This window comes from Serratia sp. (in: enterobacteria) (assembly GCF_052400455.1).
Lineage (GTDB): Bacteria > Pseudomonadota > Gammaproteobacteria > Enterobacterales > Enterobacteriaceae > Serratia > Serratia ureilytica.
In genome coordinates, this window is sequence record NZ_CP185814.1 from 25,776 (window position 1) to 40,236 (window position 14,461).

13 protein-coding genes and 2 pseudogenes are annotated in these 14,461 nt (G+C 52.4%); all 15 read right to left on the bottom strand.

Annotated features, from left to right (window positions below; translation table 11 throughout):
- Nucleotides 1-13: 13 nt before the first annotated feature.
- The gene (locus ACORQT_RS24990) at nt 14-433 is read right to left on the bottom strand and encodes a hypothetical protein (protein ID WP_444859462.1); all 420 of its coding nucleotides are present in this window, start codon (nt 431-433) and stop codon (nt 14-16) included.
- Nucleotides 430-849 carry a GPW/gp25 family protein gene (locus ACORQT_RS24995; protein WP_197751361.1) on the bottom strand — a complete coding sequence of 140 codons (420 nt, stop codon included), beginning with the start codon at nt 847-849 and terminating at the stop codon, nt 430-432. Before ACORQT_RS24995 ends, ACORQT_RS24990 begins: the two co-directional genes overlap by 4 nt.
- 20 nt (nt 850-869) lie before the next feature.
- Nucleotides 870-2,630: a phage baseplate assembly protein V gene (locus ACORQT_RS25000; RefSeq protein WP_444859463.1), complete on the bottom strand. Its 1,761-nt coding sequence runs from the start codon at nt 2,628-2,630 to the stop codon at nt 870-872.
- Nucleotides 2,627-3,316, bottom strand: a complete 690-nt coding sequence (locus tag ACORQT_RS25005; protein ID WP_197751363.1) for a CIS tube protein — start codon at nt 3,314-3,316, stop codon at nt 2,627-2,629. Before ACORQT_RS25005 ends, ACORQT_RS25000 begins: the two co-directional genes overlap by 4 nt.
- Nucleotides 3,313-3,486, bottom strand: coding sequence for a DUF5908 family protein (locus ACORQT_RS25010; RefSeq protein ID WP_197751364.1), 174 nt, complete (start codon nt 3,484-3,486; stop codon nt 3,313-3,315). The genes ACORQT_RS25005 and ACORQT_RS25010 overlap by 4 nt, the downstream gene beginning before the upstream one ends.
- On the bottom strand, nt 3,483-3,935 hold the full coding sequence (locus ACORQT_RS25015; RefSeq protein WP_405053327.1) for a phage tail protein: 453 nt from the start codon (nt 3,933-3,935) through the stop codon (nt 3,483-3,485). The genes ACORQT_RS25010 and ACORQT_RS25015 overlap by 4 nt, the downstream gene beginning before the upstream one ends.
- A gap of 2 nt (nt 3,936-3,937) precedes the next feature.
- Nucleotides 3,938-5,155, bottom strand: a complete 1,218-nt coding sequence (locus ACORQT_RS25020; protein ID WP_197751365.1) for a phage tail sheath family protein — start codon at nt 5,153-5,155, stop codon at nt 3,938-3,940.
- A gap of 41 nt (nt 5,156-5,196) precedes the next feature.
- The gene (locus ACORQT_RS25025) at nt 5,197-6,507 is read right to left on the bottom strand and encodes a phage tail sheath family protein (protein WP_444859464.1); all 1,311 of its coding nucleotides are present in this window, start codon (nt 6,505-6,507) and stop codon (nt 5,197-5,199) included.
- Nucleotides 6,508-6,526: 19 nt separating this feature from the next.
- Entirely contained in the window at nt 6,527-7,621 is a 1,095-nt protein-coding gene (locus tag ACORQT_RS25030; RefSeq protein ID WP_444859465.1) for a phage tail sheath family protein, read from the bottom strand.
- Between the two features lie 18 nt (nt 7,622-7,639).
- Nucleotides 7,640-8,089: a phage tail protein gene (locus tag ACORQT_RS25035; protein WP_197751368.1), complete on the bottom strand. Its 450-nt coding sequence runs from the start codon at nt 8,087-8,089 to the stop codon at nt 7,640-7,642.
- A 178-nt stretch (nt 8,090-8,267) separates the two neighbouring features.
- Nucleotides 8,268-8,693 carry a lysozyme gene (locus ACORQT_RS25040; RefSeq protein ID WP_444859466.1) on the bottom strand — a complete coding sequence of 142 codons (426 nt, stop codon included), beginning with the start codon at nt 8,691-8,693 and terminating at the stop codon, nt 8,268-8,270.
- Between the two features lie 2,008 nt (nt 8,694-10,701).
- Nucleotides 10,702-10,828: pseudogene (locus ACORQT_RS25045) on the bottom strand (IS91 family transposase); the annotation flags it as partial.
- A 26-nt stretch (nt 10,829-10,854) separates the two neighbouring features.
- Nucleotides 10,855-11,213 (bottom strand): annotated as a pseudogene (locus tag ACORQT_RS25050) (Tn3 family transposase); the annotation flags it as partial.
- Between the two features lie 1,021 nt (nt 11,214-12,234).
- Nucleotides 12,235-13,182 carry a Replication protein gene (locus ACORQT_RS25055; RefSeq protein ID WP_197751370.1) on the bottom strand — a complete coding sequence of 316 codons (948 nt, stop codon included), beginning with the start codon at nt 13,180-13,182 and terminating at the stop codon, nt 12,235-12,237.
- 816 nt (nt 13,183-13,998) lie between these two features.
- Nucleotides 13,999-14,418 carry a hypothetical protein gene (locus tag ACORQT_RS25060; protein WP_444859467.1) on the bottom strand — a complete coding sequence of 140 codons (420 nt, stop codon included), beginning with the start codon at nt 14,416-14,418 and terminating at the stop codon, nt 13,999-14,001.
- Nucleotides 14,419-14,461 lie beyond the last annotated feature (43 nt).

Consider the following 14,461-nt stretch of genomic DNA (forward strand, 5'->3'; position numbering starts at 1 on the left):
GCAGCAAGAAGACTTACCCGGCGGTGACAAACGACTGGCTGTTGGTAAATGTGCCGGTTCCTTGCGTAGGCCCCATATTCGGGTCCGGCATTCCTTGCGGATCCATCGCCGGGGAACTGGGGGTAAAACGCGCGGTGAATTGGCTGCCGACCACAATGACGGGCGTTCCTGCCGTGACGAACACAGCCTGTTGATCGGCGGCCAACGCAGCAATGGTGATGATTCCCGTTCCCGGAGTGGGGTGTGTGGACTTGGTATACGTGGCCGTAATAGACACCTTGCTCTCGTCGCCGAGCACACAAATTTTTTTATTCGTAATATCAGCCTCCCCACTGCCATGAATCAGGCAAGGTGCGGTTGGCATAACGATATTGGCACCAAAATTGGTTTCAAATTTCAGCGCGTCACCGTCGATAATCACCAGGTTGTTCATAGTAACCTCAGCGTCTGGCCGTCATGGATGTTCAGCGTCCCGTCCACCGTCTCGACCAGATCCGTGCCCGACAGAAACACAGTGATCTGCACCCGCAGACGGCTCGCGTCCTGTGCCCCCGGCTGAATAATGACGTCCTTGAGCAGCGCCCGGGGTTCATGGAGCAGAATGCTCTCTTCGATGCGGTTGTGGATGTTGGCCAGCAGTTCATCGGTGATATTCTCAAAGATGAAATCATGCATGCCCGCGCCATAGCTCTCACGCATAATGCGTTCGCCCGGCTCCGTCATAAACAGCACGCGCAGACTCTGCATCACCGCCTCAACGCCCGCCGTCAGGGACACGCCGTCGGGCTCAAACCGCGGTGGAAATGCCCAGCATTGCCCCAGGGTCGCTGTCAAAATGTCGTTACTCATCGCAACCTCACCGTAATAGGTTATTTTTTCAGGTTAATTTTTGCGCTGGTGATCTCCACCTGCTGTTTACCGTTGATAGACAGGTTACCGTCAGCCTGCAGTTGCAGAGCTTTCTGTGTACGCATCGCTACCTCTCCCTCGCTGGTGATGTCAACCTGCTGTTTACCGTCGATAGACAGGTTACCGTCAGCCTGCAGTTGCAGAGCTTTCTGTGTACGCATCGCTACCTCTCCCTCGCTGGTGATGTCAACCTGCTGTTTACCGTTGATTGACAGGTTACCGTCTGCCTGCAACTGCAGGGCGTTCGGCGTATGCAGGGCAATGTCGCCCTCGCCGGTTAAGGTGAGGGTATTGTCCCCCGCAATCAGCCTCAGAGTTTTCTCCTCGGTGTCAATCATCAAGGCGTGTGTCTGGTCAGCTTGACTCACGATCAGCCCCTTACGGTTGTTCTTTTCATCCGGTGAGAACGGCGCCGTATTTTTCGGATTGTGCATTGAACCCAGGATGATCGGGTAACGCGGATCGCTGTCGATAAACCCCACCACCACTTCATCACCGGGCTCCGGGTAAAAACAAAAACCACTCGCTTTACTCGCCCAGGGCTTACTCAAGCGGGCAAAAATCAGCGAGTCGGGCAGATTCAGCGCCGGCAAATGCAGGGCGATCCGATCCAGATGCTGAGGATCGGCGGTAAAACCCGCTACCGTGCCAATATGCAGCGACCGCACCGGTGGTGCTGGCTCGAGCATGATCGCTGGCAGCCCCATCAACAGCTCGGTGCGCCAGCCGTGCTGCACATCAAACAGCTGATTGATCCCGCTCAGAATTGCCGTGCCGTCCAGCCCTGCCCCAAAGCCGCTCAGGGTGATGCTTTCGCCTGGTGCGAAGTCCCGTGTCCCTGCCAGCACAATGTGGCCCTGTACGCCGGTCATCTGTTGGTAGTTCAGCCAGGAGCTCGACAGAGTTTTCAGGGTGGTTTCAGGCAGCATGCTGAACGCCAGGGCGTAATCTTGCCGCCCGGCGGAATCCTGACCAACCTGACCCTCAGGCTTCCAGGGACGAAACGCGCCGGCCGCACTTTTTTGCGCCGGCACGAGCTTTTGTGCGGTAATATCCCATCCCTGCAGTGACAGGCTGTCCGGCGTAAAGCGGTTATCAAAACTCAAATTGATTTCATACAGCGTATAGTCGCGACTGTCGCGAGTCAGCCGCCGTGAGGCCGTTGTCGCGTCGGACAGCGGGCAGATTATCACAGTGTCGCTGGTAGCATCGGGCAGCAGCCAGCAATTGGTGGACAGCAGCCGGCTGCGAATAAACTGCCAGTCACTGAGACGAAACTGGATCAGCTGATCGTGTTTGCTGCTCAGCTGCACCGCCGCTTTCTGTGTCAGTTTCACCCCCGCAGACTGCAGTAGCCCCTTCAGTACAGAGCTGTCATCCTGCTGACGGAATATCCGGCTATGGGGTAAAAACGTCAGTTTCTGCAATGCATGGCGGGCTTCCAGCCGAACGGACCAGTTTTTGCCCTTCAGCTGCATCTTCTTTTGCACGAGATAACCGTCGAATAGCGGCTTCTTATCCAGGGCAATCACCACCCGGACGCCCAGGCTAAAACGGTTGATTTCGCGTTGTACCGCGTTATCCGCTGCGCCATGGTTATCCGTGGGAATACGCAGCTCCAGCTGTGCCAGCGGGATCTCATTGATCAGTTGCTGTACCCGCAAACGACGGATCCCCAATGTGCTCGGCTTGCCCGCAATGTCCAGGGTGATGTGGCTCATGCCTTCCTCCCATTCGTCGCCTGCAGCAGGTCTCCGGGCCGAAAATCATCTAGGTTTTTCAAGTTGTTATCCCAAGCTAGCGATAACGGATCGACGCTGCCGGCCAGCGTCCCGCCGGCGCTAAGCGCCAGTAACGGCAGCGAGGCCCGATCCGGTACGCTGACCAGCGCACGGTCGGGGGCGCTTTGCTCCTTAAGGGAGTGCTGAATAACAAAGCTCTCATCCGCCACCAGGCTTAACCGCACGGTGGCCCGCAGCGGCGTGGCATCACGATCAAACAGCGTGTAGGTGACCGATAAATCGCGGGCGCGCCCGGCAAACCACCCTTTATTCTCCCAGCGCATTTTTCCCCAGGTGATGCGCAAAAAGTAAGGTGACCCGGTGGCCGCATCCACGGCGCAAAGGGTTTTCAACATCGCCAGCTGCGTCTCTATCGGGGTGGTATTCCCGGGCATCTGGCTGTCAAACAACAAGGTCAGGTTGAGGCCGACCGGCTCGGAAATCACATAGCGGTTGCTTTGCGACGCCGTGTTGATGGTATCTTCGGTGTCAAAGCGCGTCTGATAATCCAACTGGATCGTCTCTGGGTTATACATTGCGCTCATGTTGCCCGCAGGGATTTTCCCTTCGCGATCTTTCCAGGCGTTGAGGGTTAGCTTCGACAGCCCCTGTTCAAGTAAGCTCACTGACGCCCCCTTTCAAGCAGCTGTTCCAGCACCTCTTGTTTAATCCTCTCCACCCACCGCTCGTCGTCCCACTCACGGTACTGCGCAAACGACAAAGACGGAGCAGAAAGTGCTGGTGCGGACTCTGTGATCTCAACTTGTACGATCAACTCACGAATTTCGACGGTCATAGTTTTACCCCCTGCATGCGCATATCCTGATAGCGCAGCTCAAGCATGTTGATGAGCACCTGGTTACTGCCGGCATCCAAATCCCCGATCTGCCAGCGCACCGGCAGGGCATGACTCAGCGTCCAGGTAGTGACCGGTGACATCTGCTCATTGAGCAACATGATCACCACGTTGGCCCACAGCGTGCTTTCCCGGCGCAACACGCGGTCAAACTGCTGCGTCAGGGGGGAGGCGTTCATCACTCCGCACTCTAATACCAGGCTACCGTGCTCCACCTGCTCCGCCAGCCAGAGGTTGCGCCCGTTTTCGCCCCCTTCCCGGTGCTGGCTCACTGCCAGCGTGCGCGACAATCCGGAGACACGTTGAAACGCGATGTCAAATGGATTAGGAATATTGTTAAATAAAAAATTGACGAGAAAACGATGGGATACCGCGGGTGTACTCATCATGATTATCCTCCGATTTGCGCGCTGGCCGTGCCGTCGCGCAGATCCAGCGTCAGGCTGATGTCGATGAATTCCGCGGGAGCCAGCAACGCCAAACGGACCTGCAGGATCATTTTTCCCTGGCGAATATCATCTTCCGTCATGGTTTCATCCAGACCGATACTGAGCGAAAAGGCCTTCTCCTCCACCGTGCCGAAAAAGGCCCCGGCCAGCCATTGCTGACGCAGCCATGTCCAGACCTGACCTTTTAACTTCATCCAGGTCGGGGCCGTGTTCGGCTCAAACAGGTAAGCGCGCGCCAGTTTGCACAGGTAGTGCTCCACGCTGCTGACCAGCAAACGGGTTTGGATATAACGCCAGGGAGAATCCTCCTCGTTGAGCAAGGTCCGGCATCCCCACAGACGCACGCCTTTGCCGACAAAACTGCGGATCAGGTTGCAGGACACCCCCTGATTATCCAGCAATGCCTGAGACGTCAGGATACTTTGGGTGGGGCGACGGATTTTGGCCAACGGGAGGTTGGCCGGCGCCTTCCAGACCCCGTTATCGTGGGCGCTACGCTGAATGGCCGCCGCGACGGCCGGCAGAGGGGACAACACCACGGGTGCCGATGCCTCATCCTGGTAACTGCTTTCCAGTCGTGGCCACCAGGCCGCTCCGCGTTGGCACAGATCTGCGGAAAAATATCTTTCGGTCAGTATTGCAGCGTGCGTCGGCTCTTCTGGTAACTCCAACAGTGCAAAACGTTGCGGGGCCTGATAACAAAGCGTGAGTAACGCTTGCCAGCCCTGATACCAAAGCGCGTCGGTGTCAAGAGAGGAAACGCGCACATCATTTAATTCACTCAGCTCCGGTACCAGAAGCAGGCCAGTTTTGTCATCTGCTAACAGTGTTTCCAGCATCTGTGGCGACTGTAATGCGGTAATTAGTGCTTGCAGACGCTTGGCCGGTTCTCCCTGCCCTGGCCCGAGGGGCAGCACATAACACTGCCGCCCGCCGTTTTCAAAGAAGTGGCGCAGGGAGTACGCCAGCGTCCCACGTTGGCCAAAGTGGACGATCACCTGCGTCAGTGATCCCACGCTGACGGGCTGCATCGTTGTGACCGGTATCGCCACATCAGCCAGGGTATAACCAATAAACAGAGGCATCGTCACCGGATCACCGCTTGATGCCTGCGTTAACAGCGTTTCTTCGTACGAAACCCCAGGAAGAACCATTGCCATCACGGTATCCTTATAAAGAGTCGGAAAAGGGGTTTCCCCCTTTACTGAGACATGTCCTGAGTAAACTTAAGGATGATGAATTCAGCCGGGCGCACGGCGGCCATCCCCACCTGAATGATCATTTTCCCCTGATTAATCTCGTCTTGTGTCATGGTGATATCCTTACCGACGCGCACAAAATACGCCTCTTCCGCCTTATTGCCGGCCAGAGCGCCCTGTTGCCACAGACGGTGAAGGTAGTTATCAATCGCCGCCTGCACCCGTTTCCAGGTCGGCTGGCTGTTAGGCTCAAACACCATTGGTTGCAGAGCCTTTTTAATGTCGCGCTCTGCCGCATCGAACAGGCGGCGTACCGGGATATAGCGCCAGTCATCATCATCTTTCTGCGTGCGACTACCCCACACGACCAGCCCGCGATCGCTGAAATGACGAATGACATTGATGCCTCTCGGGTTCAGCTCCGCCTGTTGCTCATTGGTGACCCGGACGCTGACATCGCTGACGCCATTGAGCACCACATTCGCCGGCGCTTTCCACACCCCGCGTTCACCGTCTGTCTTGTTGTACACTCCCGCCATCAAAGCGGAAGGCGGAAGCGACAGCGGGACATCTCGTTTTTCGGCGAGGGCTTTATCAATCTCACCGGCAAAGTCAGCGTTCGCTTTACGAAGGTCGGCCAGCGTGGCAATCGTCGTGTCACTCCCGGCGGTATAGCCGGTAATAGCCACCTGGTTGTCATCCAGCGTCCGGGTGTAAGGCATCACCAAATTTGGGTAATACACGGCAACCTGGGAAGAACTACTTACCCCGCTTGGAACCACGCTATCGCTGCTGTCGGCCAGCAGGAAGTATCCTTTATGCTGGTTTAGGGAGGCTGCCAGTGCGGCATACACCGCAGTGCGGTACGCCTCATCGGGCTCCGGACAGGCCAGCAGCGTGATCGCCCCCACCTCATCGATGAGACCCGGCAACGCGGCCAATTTGGCTTGATCGTCTGCTTTTTGCAGTGGATAGAGGTAGCAAGGGCCGCCGCCGTTCTGGAAATAAAGGCGCAGGGCAACGGAGGCTGACTGGTCCACGACCTCAGTGTCATTAATCTGGTAGGTATATTTATTTTCGCCATCAGGCGTTGACGTCACGGTGACCCGTGCGGAAGAAGGCACGTTGCTGTCAAACAGGGTGGTATAGTCCAGCCAGCTGCCGATGCGTGTAATGGCGCCCGCCAGTTTTTTATCGGACGGGGTAAAACGCGCGACAAATAACGGCACGGCGGTCGCTCCCGCGCTCACCGACATCGCCGGCGAGGCATCTTCTTCAATATAAACACCCGGTACAGTGGTATCTGTAGCCATGTTCTTTTCCTTCAGTGAATTATTGCGCGATATCCTGGCTGAACTGCAGGATGATGAATTCTGCCGGGCGCACCGCGGCCAGGCCGATTTTGATGATCATCTTCCCCTGATTGATCTCTTCCTGGGTCATGGTGAGATCTTTGCCGACCTGAACAAACCAGGCGTCGGCGGGGGTACTGCCGGCCAGCGCGCCCTGCTGCCACAGACCGTGCAGATAACTGTCTACGGCGGCCTTGACGCGCTGCCAGGTCGGCTGGCTGTTGGGTTCAAACACCAGCTTATTCAGGGCTTTTTGAATATCCCGTTCAACGGCGTTGAACAGGCGGCGTACCGGGATATAGCGCCAGTTATCGCTGTCCTCCAGCGTACGGGCGCCCCACACCACGGTGCCCTGGCCCGGGAACGTGCGGATCATGTTCAGCGCCTTGCCCTGGTTATACGTGCCCTGAAAATCATCGCTGACGGCGAACATCGGGGTAACGCCATTCACGGCCTGGTTGGCCGGCGCTTTCCACACGCCACGCGCACGGTCGGTCTGGGCAATGGCGGCCGCGGCGATGGCGCTCGGCGGCACCGCCGCATCCGATGCCAGGGTGCACCACGGATAAAACACCGCGCCAAACGGGGAGGTCGGATAGGCTTTCATGACCTCATCCGGCTTTTTCGTGCCGTCAATTTTGTCTTGCGGGCCATCAAACAGGCCAAAAATACGGTAGCCCTGATTCACCACCAGGTTGAACGCATCATAAATAGGGGGAGCCGTCTTGGTATCCGTCCCTGCGGCAACAATCAGCGTAATATCATCGTATTGCGCCACCGCATCGGCGATTTTAGTCACCTGAACCAGATAACATTTACCGCCGCCGTGCATAAACCACAATTTCAGGCTGGTATAAAAAGCGTCTTTCAGCGGCGTAGAGTAAACGGCGGTAAATTCCGCCCAGTTGCGGAAAACCTGAATCGGTTCATCCGTGGTGACGGCACTCTTACTGTTACTGTTACTGTTACTGTCGTACGCAAACAGGGGCACAGCAGTGGCGGTACCGTTGACCGAAAAGCTCGATACGGCATCTTCACTGAGATAAACGCCGGGGTAAGTGGTTTTCACTGTCATGGCAACATGTCCTCTTGATTAGGCAGTCTGAATGGTCACGCGATCGGCCATGAGCGTGATTTGCTGTACCGCGATCTCGTTACTGGTCGCATCAAATGACGGGGAAGTCAGGGAGGTTGGGAAGGCGTTGCTCACATTCCAGCTGACCAGCACTTCCGTGCCGGCTTCATTGGTCAGACTGATCATGATGTCTTTCTTTTCAACCTGATTGAGTTGAATGGAATTAATCCACTCATACATCGCATTTTTTCCCGGGAACACCCCTTTACTCAGCGTAATATTAGGGACCTGTCGCTGACCGGGCATTTTGAACCAATTGCCTGTGCCGTCCCTGTATTCAATGGTGTCAAAATTAATGTCCAGACCGGATGCGCTGGTAAACGGTACCTGTTCATCGCCCAAGGTCACAATAAAGCGATAGGTCGGAATAGGATATTGCACTGCAATGTCGTCTGCGGTAATAGCCATGAATTCAATCCTTTTTTTTACAATGGATAATGAGTGAAAATAATCTCAATGAAATTATTTACATGGAGTACGGATTAATTAACTCGGTATTCCCCTAAAGAAAGCATGCTACCGCCCCTGATTTACACCAGTTGTTTTTTCACGCTTATAAATAAAGAAAACCGTCTAACTGTACTGCTTATTTCAGAAAGAGTGCGCGTTCGGCCTCTCGTCTGCGTACCAGGCCAGGCAGCGCTTTGCCGCCGGCATGGATCCAACGCCCAAATTCCTGGGCCGCGTCATCATAATCACCGGCATTGAGTTTTTTCAGCAGCGTTGAAGTCCGGAAATTCCCGACGCCCAGGTTGAAAACAAAGGACACCAGGGCATCAAACTGATTTTGCGTAAGCGGAACATGCACATATTGATTGACCGCCCGTTCACTCTCCTCCACATCCTGATACAATAAGGAAATAGCCTGCGCTTCGGTGATAACATCATTCGCGCTGGCATTGGCGGTATGGCCATAGCCAATGGTCCATCTATCCGCCGGGCATTTATAGGTGTGAAGCCTTAACCCCTCAAACTCTTTGATGAGATTGAAACCATTAATGCCGGTTTTCATTGCAGCCTCCAAGTTTGCATTGCCATCTGGCCGCTGATAGCAGAGATAAAATGGCATTGCTGATATAGCGCCATAGCCCCTATATATTTGACAAGGTGTGCAATACAAAAAGCAAGATGATACAAATCACGGCAATCTTGATGTCGCGCTTATTTTACTGATGTGTAAAAAATTAACCAAACAGACAGATGTAGCTACTCAGTAGTCCTCTTCACATCAACAGACACTCAGTACTCCTGATATACATTGCTCCATAAAATTATGATTACGCACTAATCAAAATTCTTCATGGTATTTATGTATGTAATGTTTACTTCTTGAAACCATCTGTCCAAGACAGCTTGTCATAACAGTAGTGTTTAGAGTGACTTTCATTTTCTAATAAATGATAGGCCACTTCTATAACAAGCCCAGCAACACCATTTTTAGTTAATGTCCTATAGTCAAATAAATCGGAAAAATAATGGGTGTGAAGCACATAAGAAAGAAGCCACCTATCTTCACTCTCGCATATAGAATTGTCGAGTATGTTGCTGAAGATAGAGCAATTTTTTGTTTCGGATGATGCCTTTCCGGGCAGAAAGAATACACTGTCCAGTATTTGTAGAGAGTTCGAGGTGCCATCGTGGCCCAGACTGCGGATCTGCCTGAACAGATGGTGTGTCCAGAGATGAGTCTCCTGCGATGGCGCACGGGCAAGCTGAGTGAGCAGAGCAGTATTCTCTCGTTCAGTTGCATTCAGTTTCTCCTCTAACTCAGCATGCTGACTGTGCTGACTATGTAGTACTTGATATTGCTTGACTGACGCACTGACTTCCTTTTTTTCTTCCTGCCAAATGATGGACTGCTGATATTAATATATTACTGTTCAGAAAAAAGCAGTGGCAGAAGCAATACATTCAGCATTTAACTCACATCTTTTCTATTAATACCGCAATTATAATGGCGGTATTAAAAATAATTATTTCATATGCAACACTATCAAATAAAGTGCACGTGAGCGTTCTCAATTACCTGCCTTAAAAGGAATTTTAGATGTTTTGCATAAAAGCAGAACCATCTCATTTCAAGTATAGCTGATGCAATAGGACGTAGTTCAAATACGCCTGGCGGCTATTCATCAGCCTGTTAACAACTGGGTTACATAACTGTTTTCTGATTCGCTATTCTTGCTCATCTGAATAAACTATAAGAATAAACCTTAGGAATTAGAAATCGTTAGTAACGATCGTTACCGTCCTCAACAATAGGTGATAACTTTCAAATCATTAATAATGATTGGGATAAACTTACAAAAAATGTAAAATTGTCATTCCTATTAATATATCATTATGGTAATAGCTGGCGGTGACACTGCTGTTCTACAGCCTCAGCCATCTTTAAGCCCTATATATATTTACGTTACCGGAGGGTATTCTGAGGGGAGACGTGAGGATATTGATCTCCATATTAAACAATAAGTTACCTTCTTAATGTGCGCTTTCGTTCCATTTGCCCTCAACCCCTAGGAGACTCAGGTAAATAAAATCCTGTGGGATGCTCCAGATCAGACAGGGAGCAAATTTATATCTATTTCCTTAAACAGGCTGGATTATTGCTGGCAGACAGGGTTGATGCCAGATTTGAAGAATTGACGGCGCTGTTGTTGACGAACCCAATCGCTGGAGTTAAAGCACGCAACGGTGCTGATGGTCGATATCGTGAGCTGATAGCGCCATTTTGCTTTAATATTATGATGACAACATAAGGGTATTGCATGGTTCCAGGCGAGTAACTTCACTACTTTGAAGTTAGAGGTTGTGGAATACTCGCGGTGCGAGTCAATATCAGGGAACGCAAGGGAACGTTCATTATTAGGATATTGAATCGACCATTTTTGAGATCCATAATTATGGATCGTAGCGTGTCACACTCCAAGTTTGGTGGCGCTTAACGAGCTATCACGCATAAAAATGCTTGTTTTGTTTTTTTCAATCCAAAACCCGTTTGTTAGGCGAGCTTGTCTAGAATCAGTGCCGAGGGAGTCTTTCATCAACACCGTGAACCCGGGTCCGCTTCGGTTTCTCCCGAACCGTCATTTCCAACGCATTGTCAACCTTCGGCAGCAACATGCCGCGCTTGCGGTTGCACAGAAAACTGTAACAGGGATCAATTTGAATATGGTCGAATTGGTCTTGATGTACGTAAGCAGTTTGCGGACCAGCATCCCCTTCGTCATTTCTTTTAGCCCCAGCGTGGTAACGATGCAATCGAGATTGCTTTTCTCGCGGATAATCTCCAGGTCAATCTATCCGGCAGGCTGGATCAGGCATTTTTTATAGACCGACGGATCTCAGATACAATACCGCTCCTGAAACTGCCTGTTCAGGTTCGTAAAATGAGGTTCAGAGCGTAGGCCAAATAAGTGCAGGACGCAAAGTTGGCTTTATTGATGCGGCGCATGTCACTGGTGATGGCCGTGGGGTTAATTTCTGAGGTGTAGCAGTACCAGATATCAAAGACATGATGAGCTTCATAGTCGCACGACGCCAAACTTCTGCCGTCAACGGTACCATAAAGCGTTTCCGTATCAAATGAATAGAGCGGGAAACCAGCCAGTACTCAATTAGCGATCCGGCGGAACTATTTTTGGTGTCACGACCGACAGTTACCGAACACTGACCCGCAGTAAGGAAAGCTAATGGCACTTATTCATCTGTAAAGTCAAAATGTTCCATTGTCCTTACAACATCACCCCTGTATGCGCTTCAGCGCATGAAGGCGACATCCGTGCGGCAAGAGAACGCCATTTGGTTAGGGTCGCCGGTCGCGCGGCGAAGCCGCCCAGGCATGATAGGTATCGCCGATCCCATCCCTTGCCCTGAAAGACAAGTTCCGCTAAATGCGATGTATATCTTTGTGTACGCCGTCGGAGTGGTCACGACAAGGCGTAGCCGCTGTCGGGACGTATCTCCGCGTTAGCGGGCCGTTAGGGCCGCTTACGGGCGTGTACGAAGAACTTTCAGCAACTCTTCTAACAGAGATTTGATTTCTAGTTACAATATCTATCATTAAAAGCGACTCTGTTCCGGCCTTTTAGGTTGGTGCGGCGTAGTTTTTCAGCGGTGGTGAAGAAGATTGTGGGGTTGAGGTCGGTGAGTTTGATGTGCTGAGAATTTTCGTCGGTTTTGGCTTGGGTGGAGAGTTTTTTGCCCGAGCGAAGTGAGGGAGGTACTCAAGAGCGACGGCGTAAGCCGGTGCGCTGAGTAACTCCCTTTATTTAAAGGGCTTATTTTGTTCAGAAATAACCTTCGAAATTAAGAATATTGCTTATTGCCTTTTCGCGGTTAATGCTGATTACGAAGTTAATGCCGAAGTTAAAGGGTTGTTCGTTGTCGATAACTGTTGTCAGCGCCCCGGTTCGACGTCAACAGCCACCAAAATCACGCTGGCATCAACCGAAAAGGGCCGGTCCAATGGTCAACCTAGTGCTTGTGGTGGAAAACAGGCAACAAAAAAGCCCCGCGGATCAGGCAGGGTAAAGCAAGGTAAGTTCGGGAAGTTAGGTGGGAATGGCGCCGGCACGCTCCAGCAGCAGCCGGTAGAACACCTCCGGATCGCTGTTCAGCAGTCCTGGCTGTTCACGTTTGAGCGTATTCTCAAGCTGCATCGCCTTCAGCGGCGAGCAGCCCATCGTCCACTGCACCCAGGCCTGATAAAAGCCGTTCTGCTTCTGGCGCTGGGCGGCAGCCAGCTTTTTGATGCCGGCGGCGGTGTCATCCAGCAGCGTATCCAACCGCTGCTCGTTCTGCTGCCGCCTGTCCAGTTCGTTGCCAATCACCTGCTCCGCGTTGCGCTTGAGGTTTTGCAGATCGGGACTCACAACCCACCGCCGGATCTTTTTCAGCCGGTTTTTCAGCGAATGCTTTCGCTCGATGTCGATCCCCAGATGCGCTATGCGCACCAGGTGGCGTTCGTATTTTTGCCTGAGCGTTTCGGTCAGGCCGTTTTTAATCGCCCACAGCCGGTACTGATTCAGCCACTGGCGAATTTCTTCCGCTTGGATGCCACGGCTTGTGAAGAAGTTCTCCGTCAGCCAGATGCGCAGCGGCTTGTTTTGACCGGTGTCAGTATCCTGCCCACGCGATACGATGAGATAGTCCAGCTGCTCGAACACCGACAGCGCATGCAATGCCACGTCATACGCCTTGCGGCCGCTTTCGTAGACGTGCAGTACTCCCATGGCTTTGGCCACGTCCTCGAACGGCAGCATGATCTCAAACGGGTAGTCGCTGTCCGGGTTATAGTCGCAGTTGGCGCCCAGAACCAAAGAGAGCACCGTCAGCGCTTCACGGCTTTCCGACCGCGCGGCAATGCGCATTGGTTTGGGACGATAGTCGGGGTTGTTGCGTTGGGTATAGGGGATATAACCCTGCCGACGCAGCTCGATCAGGTCATCATTGCGCCGCCAGTCGTGACTGCTCATGCGTGCAACCACTTTGCTCGCCATGCCCTTCGGCACCCGGCAGCACAGATTTGGGATGTAACGACGATGAATTTTTTGTTGCCCACGTCGCAGTGCATTAGCCTCACCACGCCGGAAACCACGGGATTCATTGATGTGGTGCTCAACATTCGCAAATTGGCTATTCAAATAGCCCTTCGCTTACGTTGCGCCGAAGGAGTTGACCTTTAAAAGGCATAAAACTATACTCCCCATATAGAGCAACAGCTTCTATACGGTTTAAGTTAGAGCCCCGTTAATCTTTCCCGTCCGCCAAGATAGAGAAGATTATCGGGGTTTTTGCTTTTCAGTGTTCCGGCAATGGATCCGGAACCACTTCCCTGCCACCTTGCGGCGTGGCTAACCAAAAATTCTGCTAAGCTATCAGTAATTCAGCACTCACTGCTACAAGGACAAATAATGTTATATAGTTACATTATAATGTGTTTTGTCAACTATTTCACTCATTCATTCCAGCCTGAGAGATGCCTTTACGTTAACACATGCTTTGAAGCTGGTGCTTGCGCGAGTCTCTAACAATCTTTGCCTTTGCTTTTCTTCAGTTCCAGAAAGATATAAGGGTTATTTGAGAGAGATTACTACAAAAACCTTGGCTTAGCAGCTTTAAAGCGATCTTTTCTGTCCAGGACATATGATATTGGCGGATATTGCCCTACACATTCAGATCTACATCACCGATGTTTTGCCGACTTAACAAACCCACCTGGCGATCAACACCAGTATCAACAAATGCCCTACATAGCCGTACAAGAAAAATATCCGTTGCAACAGACGTCATTGATTGAACATCGTTAACAACGGCTACGTCCCCAGGATGAGTAGTGCCGGTAGCAGCAACCCTGTCAGCATCATCAAGCCCCCCAGGTTGGCATTGAGCATCAGCACCATTAGCGGCCAGACGGCCGTCACGTACCCTGGCAGGGAAACGCACAGCCCATAACTGGCCAACAGCACCAAAACGCCGGCAGTACCGTAACTGCCGTCTGTGGCGCCATATGCCCACCACAGCGCCAGCAATACACCGCCGGCCAATACCGGGTTGGGGGCGCCCTTGCGCATCGCCAGCGCCTGCCGGACAGGCCGCGACGCCAGGTTGTACCCCCACAGCAGCGCAAACAGCGGCTCATGCAGCCCCAGCGCCCGGTTGGCGTGGTCGAACACCATCAGCACCAGCGCAAAAAATTTCAGTACGTCCTGCTGCAGCGGGGTTAAACGCACCACTTCGCGCACCTGTTACAGTTTTCCGCTGTGCGGATCAAATATC

Bases quoted from the DNA above. Each gene is read 5' to 3' on its own strand.
- ACORQT_RS24990 (WP_444859462.1), bottom strand. From the start codon at position 433: ATGAACAACCTGGTGATTATCGACGGTGACGCGCTGAAATTTGAAACC.
- ACORQT_RS24995 (WP_197751361.1), bottom strand. From the start codon at position 849: ATGAGTAACGACATTTTGACAGCGACCCTGGGGCAATGCTGGGCATTT.
- ACORQT_RS25000 (WP_444859463.1), bottom strand. From the start codon at position 2,630: ATGAGCCACATCACCCTGGACATTGCGGGCAAGCCGAGCACATTGGGG.
- ACORQT_RS25010 (WP_197751364.1), bottom strand. From the start codon at position 3,486: ATGACCGTCGAAATTCGTGAGTTGATCGTACAAGTTGAGATCACAGAG.
- ACORQT_RS25015 (WP_405053327.1), bottom strand. From the start codon at position 3,935: ATGATGAGTACACCCGCGGTATCCCATCGTTTTCTCGTCAATTTTTTA.
- ACORQT_RS25020 (WP_197751365.1), bottom strand. From the start codon at position 5,155: ATGGCAATGGTTCTTCCTGGGGTTTCGTACGAAGAAACGCTGTTAACG.
- ACORQT_RS25025 (WP_444859464.1), bottom strand. From the start codon at position 6,507: ATGGCTACAGATACCACTGTACCGGGTGTTTATATTGAAGAAGATGCC.
- ACORQT_RS25030 (WP_444859465.1), bottom strand. From the start codon at position 7,621: ATGACAGTGAAAACCACTTACCCCGGCGTTTATCTCAGTGAAGATGCC.
- ACORQT_RS25035 (WP_197751368.1), bottom strand. From the start codon at position 8,089: ATGGCTATTACCGCAGACGACATTGCAGTGCAATATCCTATTCCGACC.
- ACORQT_RS25040 (WP_444859466.1), bottom strand. From the start codon at position 8,693: ATGAAAACCGGCATTAATGGTTTCAATCTCATCAAAGAGTTTGAGGGG.
- ACORQT_RS25055 (WP_197751370.1), bottom strand. From the start codon at position 13,182: ATGGCGAGCAAAGTGGTTGCACGCATGAGCAGTCACGACTGGCGGCGC.